Here is a 17,424-nt window from a genome sequence, read left to right as displayed (position 1 = left end):
TTTCTTGTTTGATTTTTGAGGCCACAATAGATACTCAGCTTTTTTAATTTGCTATTTCTTTCCATATTTGGTATCTTCAATACATTAGTAAGACTAGGAAGCGAAGAGGGATAAGAATGAAACGAGTAATCACTTACGGAACATTTGATTTATTGCACTATGGACATATCAATCTTTTGCGTCGTGCAAAAGAACAAGGCGATTATTTAATCGTAGCACTGTCAACGGATGAATTTAATTGGAATGAAAAACAAAAAAAATGTTACTTTTCTTATGAGAAAAGGAAACAATTATTAGAAGCGATTCGGTATGTGGATCTAGTGATTCCTGAAGAAGGCTGGGCTCAAAAAGTTTCTGATGTCAAAGAGTACCATGTTGATACCTTTGTTATGGGAGACGATTGGGCAGGAAAGTTTGACTTTATTCAAGAAGAAACCGATGCTGAAGTGATTTATCTAGCACGGACACCAGAAATATCAACCACGCAAATCAAAAAAGATTTGAAACTCAACAATTAAAAGGACTGTTATTAAAAAAGCATCTTTTACAGATGTTTTTTTTATTGAAACCAACTCCAAGAACTTAAGAATTTATTACTAGTTTTTCATTGATTATTTGTTCAGAACTCAAAATATGGTATGATGTTTTGTGAGTTGACTTGATCAATTAGAAATTCTATGAGAATGGATGAAGAAAGTGGAAAAAGAAATCAAAGTCCGTGCAACTTTAGTGACGAAAGAATACGACTTATATAAAAAGAAAGCTGATAAAGTAAAAGCGCTATTCAAGTTCTATCATCGCAATGTTCCCCGATTTTGGGCATTAAAAGGAGTCAGCTTCGATGTGAAAGCTGGTGAATCAGTGGGGATCATTGGGATCAATGGCTCTGGAAAATCAACTTTATCGAACGTGATCAGTGGCATTATTCCACCGACATCCGGTACGATGGAAGTAAATGGTGATACCTCGATCATCGCAATCGGTGCGGGGTTAAAATATCAGCTGACAGGGTTAGAAAATATTCGGCTCAAAGCATTGATGTCTGGAATGACTAATAAAGAAATTGATGAAAAAATGCCTGAAATAGTAGCCTTTGCTGATTTAGGTGATTTTATCAATCAACCCGTTAAAAGCTATTCCAGTGGGATGAAATCACGGTTAGGCTTTGCTATTGCGGTTCATAATGATCCAGATATTTTAGTCATTGATGAGGCGTTGTCTGTCGGAGACGAAACGTTTTATCAAAAATGTGTGGATAAGATCATGGAATTTAAAGAAGCAGGAAAAACGATCTTTTTTGTTAGTCATGCTTTAGGACAGGTAGAAAAACTTTGTGACCGAACGATTTGGATGCACTATGGTGATTTACGGATGTTTGGTCCTACTGAAGAAGTAATGGCTGAATACCGCAAATTTATCGATTGGTTCAAAAAACAACCAAAGAAAGAGCAAAAAGCCTATCAAGATAACTATAAAGAAGAACAAAAAGCATTTAACTTGGACAAACTAGCAGAAAAAAGCCGTGAAGATCATTTTTTGCAACAACAAAATCTTTCCGACCAAATGATTCAAAAAAACTTGAAGCGCACGCCATTAGGAGAAAAAATGAGCTGGCCGACAAAAGGGATCTTAGGTTTGGTCGTAGTCGCAACGATATTCTGTTCGCTGGTTTCTTTTAGTGGGCGTTCGATTACTTACGCAATTAAAAATCCTGTTGAAACGATTAGTCAAGTTTTCAAATAAAGAAGATGTTTCTTTGTTTAGTTCAAATAGAAAAGGAAGAAGTTTGTGAAAGAGATTGCTGCAGTTATAAAAGAACAATTTAAACATGCGGGAATTATATTCCGGATGTCTCGATACGAAGATAAGGCTACTTATCAGAGCCATTATTTGGGATTAGCTTGGCAAATATTAAACCCTGCGATTCAAATCGGTATTTATTATTTAGTTTTCGGATTAGGAGTGAACGGGAATAGAGAAGTTGATGGCGTTCCTTTTATTATTTGGATGCTGATTGGGATCACGGCATGGTTTTATATTAATGCATCTGTGTTAGGTGCCTCCAACAGTATTCATCGACAAGTAGGAATGGTAGCGAAAATGAAGTTCCCAGTAAGCATTTTACCTTCGATCAATATTATAAGTAATCTGTCATCGTACATCCCTATGGTGGCAATAGTGATAGGTTCGTTATTCATAGCGGGTGTAACACCAAGCATCTATTGGTTACAATTTATTTATTACTTTCTTGCGATGGTCATCTTCTTATTTGCATTTGGCCTTTTGAATGCAACCATAACGGTACTGATTCGTGACTATCACATTTTTTTGCAGTCTGTTTTGAGATTATTATTTTATGTTTCTGGTCCAATATGGGATATTAATAATCGAAACATGCCTGTTTGGTTGATTAAAATCCTTCGCTTAAACCCATTTTACTATTTGATCGAAGGATTTCGGGATGCTTTCCTTTCTCGAGCATGGGTTTGGGAAAAAACGACCTACACACTTATATTCTGGTGTCTAACTTTGATGCTTCTTATTTTAGGAAGCCATTTGCATATGAAGTTCCGTGCTCGTTTTGTTGATTACATTTAAAAATGATGTTTTGACGTGTGCTCTCTATCTTAGAGAGCGCACTTTATTTGTTTGTAATTTTTTCTTTATTTCAAATAAGTGACGGAAGCGTTACGGATGAAAGTTATTCTTGATAGCGGTTGCTGAACGTTGTATTTTGTGGGAAAATTTACTCGATAAGTGATTTTTTATTGGCGAGGTGCAGGATGCGGAGTTATCAAAAAGTAATAGTCAGTATTTTAGTCGTGTTAGTAGTTGGAATCATTGGGTTAACGATTTATGGCATGCAGATCTATCAAGAGACGAATGCTACATTCAACCAAATCTCAAAGTCTGTTGATCGTAAAACAGACAAACGAGAAACAGCGATCAGCATTGAAGAGCGCGATCCATTTTCCATTCTGTTAATGGGGATTGATACAGGGGCGCTGGGACGAACCGAGCAAGGCCGTTCAGATAGCATGATGGTGGTAACAGTCAATCCTGAGAAAAAGCAGTCAACGATCGTTAGTCTTGACCGTGATATCTATACGCAAATCGTTGGCTTTAATACGATCGATAAGTTGAATCATGCCTATGCTTTCGGTGGTGAAGCGATGGCAATGGATTCAGTTGAAAATCTTTTAGACATTCCTATCGACCATTATGTGACGATCAATATGCAAGGGATGCGGGATTTGATTGATGCAGTAGGCGGTATCGAAGTGACAAATGCCATCGATTTTACGTTAGAAGGTGTCCATGTCCCTAAAGGACAAATCACTTTAGATGGAAAAACAGGCTTGGCCTACGCAAGAATGCGCAAACAAGATCCAGAGGGAGATATAGGGCGACAAAGAAGGCAAAGAGAAGTGGTGACGAAAATCCTTCAAAAAGTCATGAGCTTGGAGGGAATAGGAAATTACCGCAACATCCTTAAAGCAGTTGAAAAAAATTCGAAGACGGATCTTACCTGGAATGACATGATGGATATCGGCACGAATTACATGCCTGCTTTTACGACCATCGAGCAAGAGCAGCTACAAGGGGAAGGACAACTGATTGGTGGGGTATATTATCAGCTATTAGGCACGAATCAGTTATTGTATACGCAAAATTTGTTAAAGGAGCAGTTGCAACTTCCGACGAACGAGGGGTTGACCCAAGGCGATGAATATACTAACGGATCGCCTAATTATCAGTTATACGACGACAGTTTGACCTTCTCAGAAGAAAATTCAACAACTGGGGAGTAGCTAGTTTCTTTAGAAGCCTAAAAAGCAGGGTGACCGAAAGTCCTCCTGCTTTTAGTTTTCCACAATAACATCAATCAATTTCTTGTTTCACGAAATCAACAAATGAAAAAACATAAGAAAGCTTAAAAAAACAATTTTTTCATGAAAGAGTGAAAATGAAACAATCTATCTGTGAAACATTCAGGCAGATATCATTGAGTTTTTATAGTTTTTTCTAAGGATTAATGGATATTTTTTGTTTTTTCTGTTTCAGATCGAATTTTTTGGTAAAATAGGACAGTAGTCATTATAGATTGGAAGGATAGATGAGATGAAGAATTTGAAAGATAAAGTTGTCCAAGGGATACGTAAGGGGCCAGAAGAACCAAAGGCCAAATCGTATCGCAAATCTCATGTTCCATTTCGATTGAACTTTTTGTTTTTTATTATATTTGCTTTGTTTGTATCATTGATTGTCCAATTAGGCTATCTACAGATCGTCAATGGCGACAATATTGAGCAGCAATTGAAAGCTTCATCTGTAGTGGAAGTAAAAGGAAGTGCCCCTCGGGGGATGATTTACGATGCTTCTGGGAAAGCTTTAGTGGAAAATCAAGCCAATGCAGCAATCACTTTTACCCGGGGAAACAAAATGACCGCTCAAGATCTTTTAGAAACGGCCAAAAAATTGAGCGAGTTGATCGAAATGCCAGTCGACAAAAACTTGTCTGATCGAGATCTTAAGGACTTTTGGTTGGCAGATGAAGACAATCTTGAAAAAGCAACTGAACGATTGAGTGATGAAGAGCGTTCTTTAGGTACTTCTGAACAATATACGGCAACCGTTGAGAAAGTGACCGAGGAAGAAATCAATTTCTCCGATGCCGAATTAGAAGCAGCCACGATTTTCAAGCGGATGAACAGCGCACAATCCTTGAGTACGGTCTTTATTAAGACGTCGGATGTGTCTGACCAAGAATTGGCAGTTGTTGCTGAAAACATGGTCGATTTACCAGGAATCTCCACCGGGACCGATTGGACACGAAAGATCGTTGAAGGAAGTTCTCTGGCTAGTTTGATCGGAACGGTGACTAGTGAAGAACAAGGAATACCTGAAGAAGTTCTAGACGAATTCTTAGAAAAAGGTTACGCACGTAATGATCGCGTTGGACGTAGTTATTTAGAACAGCAATATGAAGAAGTTTTACAAGGAACAAAATCCATCTCTGAAATATCGCTTGACAACAACAACAATATTGAAAGTCAAAAAGAAACCTTTGCAGGCGCAAAGGGGGATAATCTGGTTTTAACACTCGATGCTGAATTTCAAGCGAAAGTTGACAAGATTTTGCAAGACAATTTTCAAAAACTGATTGATTCTGGTGCTGCTGAGTATTCCCCAGGGGTATACGCAGTGGCGTTAAATCCGAAAACCGGCGGTGTCCTTTCCATGTCCGGGTATCATCATGACACGGGATCAAATGAAATGCAGGAAAATGCCATTGGTACCTTTATTAATTCCTTTGTACCAGGGTCCGTCGTCAAAGCAGGAACCTTGGCTGCCGGTTGGGAAAACGGCGTCTTAAACGGCAACGAAGTGCTGCTGGATCAACCAATCAGAATCGGCTCCGATGTAAAAGCTTCTATTTTCAACCCAACTGGGGCAAATAATCGCAATCTTTCTGCGGAGCAGTCATTGGAAGTTTCTTCTAACTCCTATATGATGCAAGTCGCTTTACGTTTGATGGGCATCAATTATCAGTCAGGCATCTCGATTCCAACAGTGGATCGTCAAGGGGATGTCTACGAAAAACTCCGTTCCTCTTTTGCCTCTTTTGGTATGGGAACTGAAACAGGGATCGATTTACCAGGAGAAGCAACTGGTATCAGCACATCCATTGAGAACATGGACCCTGTCAGTGATGGCGGAAAGATCCTCGACTTAGCATTCGGCCAGTTTGATACTTATACGACACTGCAACTGGCACAATATGCAGCAACTGTTGCTAATGGTGGCAAAAGATTGCAGCCTCACATCGTTGACGGAATCTACGACAATGATGAAACAGGCGGACTAGGTTCGCTGATTGAGGACATCGAACCAACGGTATTGAACGAGGTTGGTTTATCAGATGCGCAAATGCAAATTATCCAAAATGGCTTTTACGATGCGGTTCATGGAACGGATGCTTGGGCAACTGCCAAAGGCCTGGCTTCTGCGAAAATGGAAGTCTCTGCCAAAACAGGTACTGCCGAAACACCCATCGTGGATAGTAATGGCAATACCATCAGCTTAGTTAACTTAAACATCGTTGCCTACGGGCCAAGCAGTGATGCGGATATTGCGATTGCGATCGTGATGCCTCAATTGAAAGGAGACACCGATACGCATCCCAATATTCAAATCGCGAAAGAGATCATGGATGCTTATTACGACTTGTATATGAAATAAACAAAAAATCGCAGTGAAAGCTGCGGTTTTTTTAGTTTATAAGAATGCGGATAGAAAACCATCTTTTAGTGAGAAAGACTTGCTATTTTTGAATGATTGGCTTAGAATACTAGCGGTCAAGAGATAATTTTGATTTATACGATAAATAAAAAGATAAACTGATAATAAAAAGGGGCCCAAAGCACAATCATGAACAAGGAATGTTTAAGCAAACAAGAACTGATGAAACAGTTGGGACAATTTACACCAGCTGAAAAAAAAGAGATTCGTGAGTACTTGCAACGGAAAAATCCATTGCTTTTTCGTAAATTTGAGCGAATGAAACACGATCTTTACCGCTTGGAATCACGGCGTGTCCAATGCGAAATTGAAAATAACGAAAAGGAGTTAGGTCTTCTAAACGATAAGATCCTTTTGAAAAAAGAAGATTTTCTTGAGCTGTTATTAGCTATTCGAAAGAAAAGAGGGTAATGGATGGAATTTATTGAACTCGTCATTATCATTGCAATTCTCGTCACGTTATCAAATGTGGCGAGCAAAATATTACCCTCGGTACCGATCTTTTTTATTCAAATCATCTTAGGAATTTTATTAGGTTTAACAGAAATGGGACAGGAAATCGCTTTTGAACCGGAAATGTTTTTAGTAATGATCATTGGACCATTGCTGTTTCGTGAAGGAGAACGAGCAGATGTACCTGAAATTCTCAAAAACAGCAAGATCGTCCTGTTTTTGGCTTTTGGCGGCGTTTTAATGACACTGTTTGCTGTCGGCGGAACGCTCCATTGGTTGATGCCTACGATTCCTCTGGCTGCTTGTTTCGCTTTTGGTGCTGCGTTAGGACCAACTGATGCAGTGGCAGTCTCCTCATTAGCAAAACGTTTGAAAATTTCCAAAAACATTATGCACATTCTGGAAGGCGAGGGCTTACTGAACGATGCTTCAGGGGTTACCGCATTGCAGTTTGCTATCGTAGCTTTGACCACCGGGAGCTTTTCAGCAGCCAACGCAGGGTTCCAGCTCCTATTCTCTAGTATCGGCGGCGGGCTTGTCGGTTACTTGATCGTGTGGCTGAAACGCCGAATTTTGCGCTTTATTGAAAAAATCTCGGCACAAGATGTCACAGTATACTTATTGATCGAACTGCTCTTGCCATTTGCTGCCTATTTGCTGGCCGAAATGATCGGGGTCTCAGGGATCATCGCAGCCGTTGTGGCAGGTGTAGCCCAAGCCCAAAGAAAACGACGGATCTCGTTGTTTGATGCAGAGCTGGCGAACATTTCAGAAAGTACTTGGTCGACCATTGTCTTTACATTGAATGCATTGGTGTTTCTTTTTCTAGGAATCGAGTTGTCACAAGTATTTTCACCAATCTGGGAGAGCAATAATTATGCAAACTGGCATCTAGTGATTACGATTTTGGTGATCACGGCGGTGATCTTCCTTGTTCGTTTTCTCTTTTTGTTGTTTTACTATTGGTTTTTACAGTCAAAAAAACAAGTATCAATGAATCAAGTCGCCTTGTTGACTTTTGGCGGAGTCAAGGGAACAGTCAGTTTGGCAGCCATCTTTATTTTGCCTGTGATGGTGCATGATGCACCCTTTCATGAAAGAGGCTTGCTTCTGTTTTTGACCGCTTGTGTGATCTTACTGACATTGATCATCAGCGTGATGGTCTTGCCATACTTGGCAGATGGGGAAGCTGCCGAAAGCGTCGACTTCAATCACTTGCTGATCTTAGAAGACGTCATCGAACAATTGGAAGCAGAAGAAAAGCAAGAACTCTCGGATAAAGGCCGTTTAGCGATCGATGCTGTCATCAATTCCTATGAAAATCGGCGCTGGGAGTTGTATCGCAATAGTTTGACTGATTCAGAAAAACAAGAAATCCAAGAAATTCAAGGATTGATCCTATCGATCGAACAAGACGGCTTGGATGAAGCTTATCGAAATGGGAAAGTCAGCTTAAATGGCTACCGTTTTTATTCACGGTTTATTTCTCAGCAACAGCATTCCCTCGCAAAACAAATTCTCTCATTCTTTAGTTTTTGGCTCTTCTTTATTCAGCGATTTATCCGTATTTTGATTCATCCTCGCTTGTTTTTACAGCGACAGCAGCAGCTAAAAGCTGCCTTGAAGCAACGAGACATTTCTGAAGTACAAAAAATTTACTTAAAGAACAGTGAATATATTTTTCATAGTTTGAGCAATTTAGAAGATGTCTATGATTCCTCGCTGATCAATTTCTTTATTCGTCAACGAGAAATGAGCATCAAACGGTTTGAACACAGCAATTTCATTGAAACGATCATGATCGAGCAAGACCCGATTTTTGTTAAGAAAGTCCTTTGGGGCTATTACCTTGAGCGCAAGACGATCGATGAATATGAAGTGGCTGAAAAAATCTCAACGATTTCGGCAAATGAATACCGACGCAATGTCAATCTGTTAGAATCGTATGCGATGTCTCGAGCAGAAGAACAGCCGAAACAGCGAATGTTTCGCCGATAATACGTCTCAAGAGGCGCACAACTTAAGGCACGTTTTATGGAGTGTCTTCGTCAGGTTATTCCTAAACGATGATCAACATCGATGATCAGAAGGAGTAGACTGACGAAGGCATTCTTTTTTACAAAAATTGATTTTTTTCTCTCATCGTTTCCGCTGATGAAATGTGGTACAATGAGCGAAGAAAAAACTCAGGAGGGATTCTGTGAAAGAATTAAAAGTAAGTGAATTAACCAAAACATATGGTGAAAAAACACTGTTTGATCAGCTTTCTTTTCTGATACATGAAAAAGATCGAATCGGTTTGATCGGTGTCAATGGCACGGGTAAATCGAGTTTGTTACGGATCTTGGCCGGTTTGGATCGCGGAGATGGCGATCGCCAAACGGTATTTGCCGCCCAAGATTATCGCATCGGTTTCTTGACTCAAGACAATCAGTTACAAGAAGAATTATCTGTTGTAGATGCTGTTTTTCAAGGCACCAGTCCGCTGATTCGCGTTGTTCGTGACTATGAAAAAGCGCTGATTGCCTTAGAGAATAATGGCTTGGATCAACAAACGCAACGGAATTATCAGTTGGCAGAAGAAGCGATGAATAAAGCCGATGCTTGGAATACAGATACAACTGCCAAGATCATTTTACAAAAACTTGGGATCAATGAGTTAGAAAAAAAGATCAGTGAATTATCTGGAGGTCAAAAGAAACGAGTGGCTATGGCTCAAGTATTGATCGATGAACCAGACTTGTTGTTATTGGATGAACCGACTAACCACTTAGATTATGATGCGATCCAATGGTTGGAAGGCTATCTAAAAAATTATCGGGGTGCATTATTGATGGTGACCCACGATCGCTACTTTTTGGATCGAGTCGTTAATCGGATCTTTGAATTGTCTTTTGGCAAGCTGCATGAATATCAGGGCAATTACGAGACGTATCTTCATGCTCGAGCAGAAAGAGAACGTGTGGAGGAGACGCAAGAAGACAAGCGCAAGCAGTTGTACAAACATGAGTTGGCTTGGATTCGCACTGGAGCGAAGGCCCGTACAACGAAACAACAGGCACGGATCGATCGTTTCGATGATTTAAAAGAAAACCTACATCAAGTAAAACGAAACGGCGAAGTGGCCATTGATGTTGCTACGACACGCTTAGGCAAACAAGTCTTAGAACTAAAAGATGCAAGTTTCAAGATTGAAAACAAAACGATTTTGTCTCACTTTGATTTGTTGATTCAATCAAGAGAACGCTTAGGGATCACAGGAGAAAACGGTGCGGGCAAATCGACGTTGCTCAATATTTTAGCTGGTCGCCTGCCTTTAGAAGAAGGGGAGCGTACGATGGGCGTGACTGTGAAAATGGCTTATTATACGCAAACGATTGAAGCGATGAACCCTGATCAGCGAATGATTGCTTATTTGCAAGAAGCAGCCGAGGAAGTGCAAAAAGTGGATGGCTCCCAAGTCAGTGTCGCAGAAATGCTGGAACAGTTTTTATTTCCGCGATCCATGCATGGCACCAAGATCGGCAAGCTGTCTGGTGGGGAAAAACGACGCCTATTTTTACTCAAGCTATTGATTGGACAGCCAAATGTTCTCTTGTTAGATGAACCGACCAACGATTTGGATATTGATACCTTGACGATTTTGGAAAGTTATTTGGAAACATTCCCAGGTGCAGTCATCACTGTTTCCCATGACCGCTACTTTTTAGATAAAGTTGCCCAAAAATTGCTGATCTTCGAAGGAAATGGCAGAATTACGTCCTACTTTGGTTCCATCAATGAATATCTAGCAGCCAATACCAATAAAGCTAGTTCGAGTGTACTAGAGCCAAAAGAAACAAAAACCGATTCACTTTCTGCTGAAAGTGAGGCGTCTGCTGCAGCGCCTGTCAAAAAGAAACTGAGTTATATGGAACAAAAAGAGTGGGCGACGATTGAAGATGATATCGCGGCATTAGAAGAAAAAGCAGCCGCTTTGACCGAAGAAATGAATCATCATGGCGCGGACTTTACTAAGCTGCAAAAATTACAGCAAGAAATCAGCGAGGTTGAAACGCAACTGGCAGAAAAAATGGATCGCTGGGAATATTTGAGCGAATTTGTATAGAGTAAAGGAGAGAACGATGGAACAAGCATATTTAGATCTAGGAAGAAAAATATTAGCAGAAGGCAATGATAAAAGTGATCGTACAGGAACGGGAACACGCAGTGTCTTTGGTCATCAAATGCGTTTTGATCTGTCCCAAGGCTTTCCTTTGCTGACAACAAAAAGAGTTCCTTTTGGCTTGATCAAGAGCGAATTATTGTGGTTTCTAAAGGGAGATACCAATATCCGCTACCTGCTGGAACATAATAACCACATTTGGGATGAATGGGCGTTTGAACGCTATATTAAAAGTGATGCTTATACAGGTCCTGATATGACAGACTTTGGTCGCCGTTCATTAGTGGATGAAGCTTTCAATGAACAGTATCAACATGAGTTGAAACTATTTTGTGAAAAAATCTTAGCCGATGATGCTTTCGCTGAAACTTTCGGCGATTTGGGCCATGTATATGGGTATCAATGGCGGCATTGGGAAAAAAGTACCGGCGGGTTTATCGATCAAATCAAAGAAGTGATCGACATGATCAAAACGACGCCGGATTCTCGCCGTCTGATCGTCTCCGCATGGAATCCTGAAGATGTACCGACGATGGCGTTGCCACCTTGTCACACAATGTTTCAATTTTATGTTCATGAGGGTCGCTTAAGCTGTCAGCTGTATCAACGCAGTGCCGATGTCTTTTTAGGCGTTCCCTTCAATATTGCTAGTTATGCGCTATTAACGCACCTGATTGCTCATGAAACTGGACTAGAAGTCGGGGATTTTGTCCATACATTAGGCGATGCTCATCTGTACAGCAATCATATGGAACAGATGAAGGAACAGTTGACTCGTTCGGTACGTCCTGCGCCAACCTTACAGTTAAATCCTGAAAAACAGTCGATTTTTGATTTTGAAATGGAAGATATTACCTTGGCAGGGTATGATCCGCATCCAACGATCAAAGCACCGATCGCAGTTTAAGTGGTTGTTTGGGTTTCATTTCATAAAGAAAGGAATGAGGCGTAATGGTAAATACCCACAAGCGAGGCTTTGCGACGACCTTTCATCAGAGACATGCTGGATCGATTACTGTAGCGCTCATTGAGCAAGTCATCGAGTTCTTGCATCAGCACTATGATGCAGTTTGGCTATCCGTATCCGAAGAAACAGTGCCAGAGCTAAAGGAAGCCATTCGATCAAATCAGCAGTGTACTGCCATTTTTATACCAGCAAAAGGAGCAGCGGATGCCCGCAGAAGGCTTGTTTTTGCTGCCCAGCACCACCTGCCAGCTTTGGATTCGCTGCATATTTGTGATTTTGATCGCGTGGTGACGTGGATTCAGACCTATCCAGAAGAACTAGTGGCAATAAGCAAAAAGCCTTTACCTGCGAATACGTATTGTATCCTAGGACGAACTGCAAGGGCATTTGCGAGTCATCCGCAAACGTGGCAAAGAACGGAGCGCTTGATCAACGAGATCGCTGCTGACTTCTTTCAAATAGAAGAAGTTGATATCGCAGCTGGTAGTGCTCTCTTTCCAATCTCCCTGATACCGACCTTGCTGAAAAACAACAACGCGCATTTAAACGATGGGGAATGGCCGCGAAATGTCCAAAGAAGCGGCGGCACAATTGTTTACCAAGCCTGTGATGGCTTGCGCTTTGAGGAGCGCAACAAAGATCCATTTGAGCATGAATCAGCTTTTCAGCTGATGCAGCGGCTGCAGGTTGCTGCTATTATTTCGGAGTCATTTTATACAGAAGGGATGTAATTTTTATGTTGATCGCACTTTGGGCACAAGATCAAAAGGGGTTGATCGGAGCGGATGGTACACTGCCGTGGCATTTGCCGAATGATTTGAAATTTTTTAAAGAGCAAACCATCAATAATACGATTATAATGGGACGCAAAACCTTTGAAGGCATGGGAAAAAGATTACTGCCACAGCGTACGACGATCGTTTTGACGAGTGATCGGGATTATCAAGCCAACGGCGCCTTAGTGATGCATGACCGTGAGGAAATTTTGGCGTATGTAAAGCAGCAAGAGCATCCCGTTTTTTTAACTGGTGGAGCAGGTGTTTTTGAAGCGATGATTGACGATTGCGATCAATTGTACCGTACAGTGATCGCTGCGGAATTTAACGGAGATGTGTATTTCCCAGAGATTGATTGGATGCAATGGAAACTTGATCATGTGATCGATGGGATCGTCGATGAAAAGAACCATTATCCCCATCAATTTGAATTTTATCGTAGAAAATAAAAGAACAGGAAGCTTTCTGCAGCGAAAGTTTCCTGTTCTTTTTTTATAAGCAGTGCTTCATTTTTAGGTATACAACAAGACGGAAAAGTACATCAGTCCAGCACCTAACATAACGAATAAGTGCCAAACCACATGCATGAACCGAACGGATTTTAAACTATAGAATAGCGCACCTACAGTATAAGAAACACCACCGCTTGCTAGTAAAAATGTTCCCCAGTAGCCTAAATGTTCGATCAGAGGTTTAAAGGCAATAACACATAACCAGCCCATGATGATGTAGATCAGGGTGGAGATTTTTGAGACGGTCTCTTTTTTATGAAGAGTCAGTGACTTATAAACGATGCCGCTAATTGCTAGTAGCCAAATCAAGACAAAGAGTGACCAGCCAAGCCAGCCTTGGATACTAAGCAAGCAAAAAGGTGTATAACTTCCAGCGATCAGCAAGAAAATGGAGGCATGATCAAAGACTTGGAAGACCTTTTTTGCTTTGGTAAAAATCAAACTGTGAAATAAGGTAGAAAAGAGGAAGAGCAAAATCATCATCGACCCATAAATGGCATAGGAAACGATGTGGATAGGTGACCCTAGATTTGCCCCCTTGATTAAGAGGATGACCAGTCCTGCGATACTCAGTCCTAATCCGATCCCGTGGGTTACTGCATTTAATACTTCATTGACGATCAAATATCTGCGACTAAACTTCATGTGCTGCATTCGGCACCGTCCTTTCGAATCGAAATTAGATGAAAAAAAATTTTCTCTCTGTTATACTTAGTATAAATGGTCTGTGGTTATTTTACCACGAAAAAAGACTTGATTTAAAGAGAGAGTGAATATATGATGGCAAATCTTAAAATTGTGACAGATTCTTCCAGTACGATGGAACCAAGTGTCCGTGATGCTTTGGCTATCCATGTCGTGCCTTTATCTGTAATGATCGATGGTGTCGTTTATCCAGATGATGAAACGCTGCCGGGAGAAAAATTTATGCAAATGATGGCGCAAGCCAAAGAATTACCTAAAACTAGTCAGCCGCCGATTGGTCATTTTGTAGAACTGTATGACGAATTAGGCAAAGATGGCAGTGAAATACTATCGATCCATATGACCAAAGGTCTTAGTGGCACTGTGGAAGCGGCTCGTCAAGCCAGTCATTTATCAAAAGCCAAAGTCACCGTGATCGATAGCGACACGACAGACCAAGCGTTGGCTTTTCAAGTGATTCGGGCAGCAGAATTGGCTAAAGCCGGTAAGACACTAGAAGAAGTTTTACCAGAAGTGGATCTGGTGCGTGAGCATACGAAATTATTTATCGGCGTTTCAACGTTAGAAAACTTAGTAAAAGGTGGGCGCATCAGTCGTGCCAAAGGTCTTTTATCGAGCTTACTGAACATGAAAGTGATCATGGATTTTGATCATTCAGAACTGATTCCAGTCGTCAAAGGACGCGGCGTCAAGACGTTCAATAAATGGTTTGAGGAATTAAAAGCAGAATTGAAGAATATGCCAAAAGTGACGAAAATTGGTATTTCTCATGCAGAAGGGTTAGAAATCACGGAACGTTTCCAAAAAGAACTAGCAGAATTGTTTCCTGACTTGGAGATCCCATTGCTTCACACAACACCGATCATCGCCACTCATACAGGTAGAGGTGCGTTTGCGATCACTTACAGTACGGAAAAAAAAGGTGCTTCCTTTCAGCGATTCGTTTGACGACGAATCGCTTTTTGGTGTATGAAAAGCTGAAAGGAAGAAAAAGCAGAATGAAGCTGCGATTCTTTGTCTATTCAGAGAGTAGGGAGCTGTTTTCTTTCTTAAGTTTGAAGGATTGCGACTAGGAATTTTATGAGAATTTTGTTAAAATAGCAAAGATTACAAAGGAGTTTGAATACCTGTGAAATGGAAGAAATTAGTAACTTATTTGATCGTTGTGGGACTGATAGCCGTTGGAACGGGTGTACTGTTTCATTTAGCTGTTCCCAAAGCGCAACCACTGCTGACCCCTGTGGATAAGCTAGCAGCCAATGATTCGAAAAAATCCGCCATTGAATACCTCGCTCTTGGGGATTCATTGACAGAGGGTGTTGGGGATGAAACAGCTCGGGGCGGCTTTGTGCCTATTTTGGCAGGAGATCTAGAGGACCGCTATGATCTGAGCAATTTAGTAACCAAAAATTATGGGGTCGCTGGTGAACGAAGCGACCAGATTTTAAAACGAGTCAAAAATGATGAAGACTTGCGCCAAGACCTTAGTCAAGCGGACTTGATTACTTTGACCGTCGGCGGAAATGACGTCTTAAAAGTGATCCAAAGCAATTTCTTCGGTCTGAGTATCGAGACGTTTACGGAACCGATGGCAGAATATAATGAACGCTTAAAAGATTTATTCGCTCAAATCCGTGAACTAAATAGCGATGCCCCAATCTATGTTTTGGGTATTTACAATCCATTTTATCTGAACTTTCCAGAGATCACCGACATGCAGACGATCATTGATAACTGGAATAAACAGACGGAAACGTTCGTCAATCAGCAAGAAAATGCCTTTTTTATTCCTATCAACGATTTGCTCTATAAAGGGTTAAGTGATGAGGTCGGTATTGCGGATACAGAAGAAGACGCAACTGAGGAAACAACACAAACAACCGACACTGGAAGTGTACCTGAGTCATCGGCGCCAAATGCTGATGAGACACAAAGCAGCACGTCGGCGACTACCGACTCATCGCAAGCTGTCGGGAATAATATCACCAACAATGTTTTGTATGAAGGCGACCGCTTCCATCCCAATAATCTTGGGTATCAACTGATGGCGAATGCCGTTCGCGATGAAGTGATCAAAACACAAAACTATTGGTTGCTAGAGGAGGAAGCAAAATGAAACCAAGCGAATCAAAGAAGCAGCTGGAAAAAACAGCTGCAAGCACTAAAAAATCGATCAACTACTGGAAAATTGCTTTTCTAGTTCTGGTCGGCATCCTTTTGGGGACAACGGTTTTCTTTGCTTCAAGAATTTTTCAGCAGCGAGAAACTGGCTTAAATGAAAGTGCTGAACTTGTTCAACGGGAGGGCAGTCCTGTTCTGACCGTTAACAGCAACAAAAGCCAAGTCAATCAATTGATTGATTTTTATCTATCTGATTTTCAAAAGGATCAAGAGGTAAAATATAATTTTGAGCTGAGAAACGAAGCACTCTTAACAGGCGAGTTTCAAGTATTAGGGTTTCCTATCACGTTTTATCTCTATTTTGATCCTTATGTGACAGAAGAAGGCAATGTCCAATTAAAAGCCAAAAGTTTATCGATTGGCACCTTGGATTTGCCCACCAGTGAAGTAATGAAAATGATCAAACGTAGTTTTAAATTTCCCGAATGGATCGATGTCAATGCCGATGAACAAATTATACTGATACGATTGGATCAATTCCGCATGCAAAACGGATTGTTCATCAAGGCAAACAAAATCAATCTTGTAGATGATGAAATTCAAATGAGCTTATATTTACCAGCTGAAACGGAGGATGAATAATGGAACGAGCAATTTTTGCAGGTGGGTGTTTCTGGTGTATGATCCAGCCCTTTGATGAACTCGAAGGGGTGCATTCGATTTTTTCTGGCTATACCGCAGGACATACCGAAAATCCAACCTATGAAGAAGTCAAAAGCCATCAAACAGGGCATACCGAAGCAGTAGAAATCATTTTCGACCCAGAAAAAATCAGTTTTGAGGAGCTCTTGACGATTTATTGGCAGCAAACAGATCCAACCGATGCTTTTGGCCAATTTGAAGATCGCGGCGACAATTATCGTCCGGTTATCTTCTATTTTAACGAAGAGCAGCGAAAAAAAGCCGAAGCCAGCAAAGCAGCACTTCAGGCTTCCGGTCGCTTTACCGATCCGATCGTGACTACGATCGAACCAGCGCAACCCTTTTATTTAGCGGAAGAAGAACATCAAGAGTACTACAAAAAGAATCCTGAAAATTTTGCTCGCAATCATGCCCGTCGAGCAGCCTTTTTAGAAGATCATTGGGAGCAAGAACATGCGTAAAAGTTTTTATAGCTATTTAATGGCAGTCAAAGGTCCGAGTCATACAGATGAGGCTCAGATCTTTGCCACTCATGCGAGTCATGATATTCAGTTTCCAAAGCACAGTGATGATTATGATGAAGTCTCTTCTTATCTGGAACTAAACGTTGATTATTTGCCATCCATGGATATTTTTGATCGTATCTGGGCAGAGTATCTCGAAAATAACAAATAAAAACGTCCTTCGTTTTGCCTGTATAAATGCTCAGAACGAAGTTGT

Annotated in this window: 17 protein-coding genes; 16 read left to right on the top strand and 1 reads right to left on the bottom strand. The window is 40.9% G+C overall.

Annotated elements, in window-relative coordinates; genetic code table 11:
* Nucleotides 1–116 precede the first annotated feature (116 nt).
* From tagD to IGI72_RS11385, 11 genes are all read left to right on the top strand, one after another.
* On the top strand, nucleotides 117–518 hold the full coding sequence (gene tagD, locus IGI72_RS11435; RefSeq protein ID WP_008379620.1) for a glycerol-3-phosphate cytidylyltransferase: 402 nt from the start codon (nucleotides 117–119) through the stop codon (nucleotides 516–518).
* Between the two features lie 169 nt (nucleotides 519–687).
* Nucleotides 688–1,743 carry an ABC transporter ATP-binding protein gene (locus tag IGI72_RS11430; protein WP_015510021.1) on the top strand — a complete coding sequence of 352 codons (1,056 nt, stop codon included), beginning with the start codon at nucleotides 688–690 and terminating at the stop codon, nucleotides 1,741–1,743.
* A 45-nt stretch (nucleotides 1,744–1,788) separates the two neighbouring features.
* Nucleotides 1,789–2,598, top strand: a complete 810-nt coding sequence (locus IGI72_RS11425) for an ABC transporter permease (RefSeq protein WP_213356702.1) — start codon at nucleotides 1,789–1,791, stop codon at nucleotides 2,596–2,598.
* Nucleotides 2,599–2,783: 185 nt separating this feature from the next.
* Nucleotides 2,784–3,812, top strand: a complete 1,029-nt coding sequence (locus tag IGI72_RS11420) for an LCP family glycopolymer transferase (RefSeq protein WP_438754250.1) — start codon at nucleotides 2,784–2,786, stop codon at nucleotides 3,810–3,812.
* A 310-nt stretch (nucleotides 3,813–4,122) separates the two neighbouring features.
* Entirely contained in the window at nucleotides 4,123–6,243 is a 2,121-nt protein-coding gene (locus tag IGI72_RS11415) for a peptidoglycan D,D-transpeptidase FtsI family protein (protein ID WP_005229581.1), read from the top strand.
* A 189-nt stretch (nucleotides 6,244–6,432) separates the two neighbouring features.
* A complete protein-coding gene (locus tag IGI72_RS11410; RefSeq protein ID WP_015510017.1) occupies nucleotides 6,433–6,714 on the top strand; it encodes a hypothetical protein in 282 nt (93 codons plus the stop codon).
* 3 nt (nucleotides 6,715–6,717) lie between these two features.
* The gene (locus tag IGI72_RS11405) at nucleotides 6,718–8,754 is read left to right on the top strand and encodes a cation:proton antiporter (RefSeq protein ID WP_005229585.1); all 2,037 of its coding nucleotides are present in this window, start codon (nucleotides 6,718–6,720) and stop codon (nucleotides 8,752–8,754) included.
* A 202-nt stretch (nucleotides 8,755–8,956) separates the two neighbouring features.
* Nucleotides 8,957–10,864, top strand: coding sequence for an ABC-F family ATP-binding cassette domain-containing protein (locus tag IGI72_RS11400; protein WP_438754248.1), 1,908 nt, complete (start codon nucleotides 8,957–8,959; stop codon nucleotides 10,862–10,864).
* Nucleotides 10,865–10,880: 16 nt separating this feature from the next.
* Nucleotides 10,881–11,828, top strand: coding sequence for a thymidylate synthase (locus tag IGI72_RS11395; protein WP_010749378.1), 948 nt, complete (start codon nucleotides 10,881–10,883; stop codon nucleotides 11,826–11,828).
* A 44-nt stretch (nucleotides 11,829–11,872) separates the two neighbouring features.
* Nucleotides 11,873–12,619, top strand: a complete 747-nt coding sequence (locus tag IGI72_RS11390) for a hypothetical protein (RefSeq protein WP_438754246.1) — start codon at nucleotides 11,873–11,875, stop codon at nucleotides 12,617–12,619.
* Between the two features lie 5 nt (nucleotides 12,620–12,624).
* Nucleotides 12,625–13,113 (top strand): dihydrofolate reductase, encoded by a 489-nt coding sequence (locus tag IGI72_RS11385; RefSeq protein WP_218212666.1) that lies wholly within the window; start codon nucleotides 12,625–12,627, stop codon nucleotides 13,111–13,113.
* Between the two features lie 63 nt (nucleotides 13,114–13,176).
* On the opposite strand, the gene trhA is transcribed toward IGI72_RS11385, so the two are convergent.
* Nucleotides 13,177–13,830 (bottom strand): PAQR family membrane homeostasis protein TrhA, encoded by a 654-nt coding sequence (trhA, locus tag IGI72_RS11380; protein WP_005229593.1) that lies wholly within the window; start codon nucleotides 13,828–13,830, stop codon nucleotides 13,177–13,179.
* Nucleotides 13,831–13,956: 126 nt separating this feature from the next.
* Here trhA and IGI72_RS11375 point away from each other — a divergent pair, with 126 nt between their 5' ends.
* The 5 genes from IGI72_RS11375 (at nucleotide 13,957) to IGI72_RS11355 (ending at nucleotide 17,379) form a co-directional block, all read left to right on the top strand.
* Nucleotides 13,957–14,829 (top strand): DegV family protein, encoded by an 873-nt coding sequence (locus IGI72_RS11375; protein ID WP_438754243.1) that lies wholly within the window; start codon nucleotides 13,957–13,959, stop codon nucleotides 14,827–14,829.
* 181 nt (nucleotides 14,830–15,010) lie between these two features.
* Nucleotides 15,011–15,997, top strand: coding sequence for an SGNH/GDSL hydrolase family protein (locus IGI72_RS11370; RefSeq protein WP_266167315.1), 987 nt, complete (start codon nucleotides 15,011–15,013; stop codon nucleotides 15,995–15,997).
* The gene (locus IGI72_RS11365; RefSeq protein WP_005229598.1) at nucleotides 15,994–16,644 is read left to right on the top strand and encodes a YpmS family protein; all 651 of its coding nucleotides are present in this window, start codon (nucleotides 15,994–15,996) and stop codon (nucleotides 16,642–16,644) included. The genes IGI72_RS11370 and IGI72_RS11365 overlap by 4 nt, the downstream gene beginning before the upstream one ends.
* A complete protein-coding gene (gene msrA / locus IGI72_RS11360) occupies nucleotides 16,644–17,165 on the top strand; it encodes a peptide-methionine (S)-S-oxide reductase MsrA (protein ID WP_005229599.1) in 522 nt (173 codons plus the stop codon). Before IGI72_RS11365 ends, msrA begins: the two co-directional genes overlap by 1 nt.
* Complete coding sequence (locus IGI72_RS11355; RefSeq protein WP_005229600.1) at nucleotides 17,158–17,379, top strand: YozE family protein; 222 nt, start codon at nucleotides 17,158–17,160, stop codon at nucleotides 17,377–17,379. Before msrA ends, IGI72_RS11355 begins: the two co-directional genes overlap by 8 nt.
* Nucleotides 17,380–17,424: the final 45 nt, after the last annotated feature.

The sequence above is a fragment of the Enterococcus sp. DIV1059_2 genome, assembly GCF_051713685.1.
GTDB lineage: Bacteria > Bacillota > Bacilli > Lactobacillales > Enterococcaceae > Enterococcus_D > Enterococcus_D casseliflavus.
This window is presented reverse-complemented; position numbering and strand designations above follow the sequence as displayed.

What these genes read in the sequence shown, in the direction of transcription:
- IGI72_RS11410 (WP_015510017.1), top strand. Translation starts at nt 6,433, where the DNA reads ATGAACAAGGAATGTTTAAGCAAACAAGAACTGATGAAACAGTTGGGA.
- msrA (WP_005229599.1), top strand. Translation starts at nt 16,644, where the DNA reads ATGGAACGAGCAATTTTTGCAGGTGGGTGTTTCTGGTGTATGATCCAG.
- IGI72_RS11355 (WP_005229600.1), top strand. Translation starts at nt 17,158, where the DNA reads ATGCGTAAAAGTTTTTATAGCTATTTAATGGCAGTCAAAGGTCCGAGT.
- IGI72_RS11365 (WP_005229598.1), top strand. Translation starts at nt 15,994, where the DNA reads ATGAAACCAAGCGAATCAAAGAAGCAGCTGGAAAAAACAGCTGCAAGC.
- IGI72_RS11385 (WP_218212666.1), top strand. Translation starts at nt 12,625, where the DNA reads ATGTTGATCGCACTTTGGGCACAAGATCAAAAGGGGTTGATCGGAGCG.
- IGI72_RS11375 (WP_438754243.1), top strand. Translation starts at nt 13,957, where the DNA reads ATGGCAAATCTTAAAATTGTGACAGATTCTTCCAGTACGATGGAACCA.
- IGI72_RS11405 (WP_005229585.1), top strand. Translation starts at nt 6,718, where the DNA reads ATGGAATTTATTGAACTCGTCATTATCATTGCAATTCTCGTCACGTTA.
- IGI72_RS11415 (WP_005229581.1), top strand. Translation starts at nt 4,123, where the DNA reads ATGAAGAATTTGAAAGATAAAGTTGTCCAAGGGATACGTAAGGGGCCA.
- IGI72_RS11390 (WP_438754246.1), top strand. Translation starts at nt 11,873, where the DNA reads ATGGTAAATACCCACAAGCGAGGCTTTGCGACGACCTTTCATCAGAGA.
- trhA (WP_005229593.1), bottom strand. Translation starts at nt 13,830, where the DNA reads ATGCAGCACATGAAGTTTAGTCGCAGATATTTGATCGTCAATGAAGTA.
- tagD (WP_008379620.1), top strand. Translation starts at nt 117, where the DNA reads ATGAAACGAGTAATCACTTACGGAACATTTGATTTATTGCACTATGGA.
- IGI72_RS11395 (WP_010749378.1), top strand. Translation starts at nt 10,881, where the DNA reads ATGGAACAAGCATATTTAGATCTAGGAAGAAAAATATTAGCAGAAGGC.
- IGI72_RS11430 (WP_015510021.1), top strand. Translation starts at nt 688, where the DNA reads ATGAAGAAAGTGGAAAAAGAAATCAAAGTCCGTGCAACTTTAGTGACG.
- IGI72_RS11420 (WP_438754250.1), top strand. Translation starts at nt 2,784, where the DNA reads ATGCGGAGTTATCAAAAAGTAATAGTCAGTATTTTAGTCGTGTTAGTA.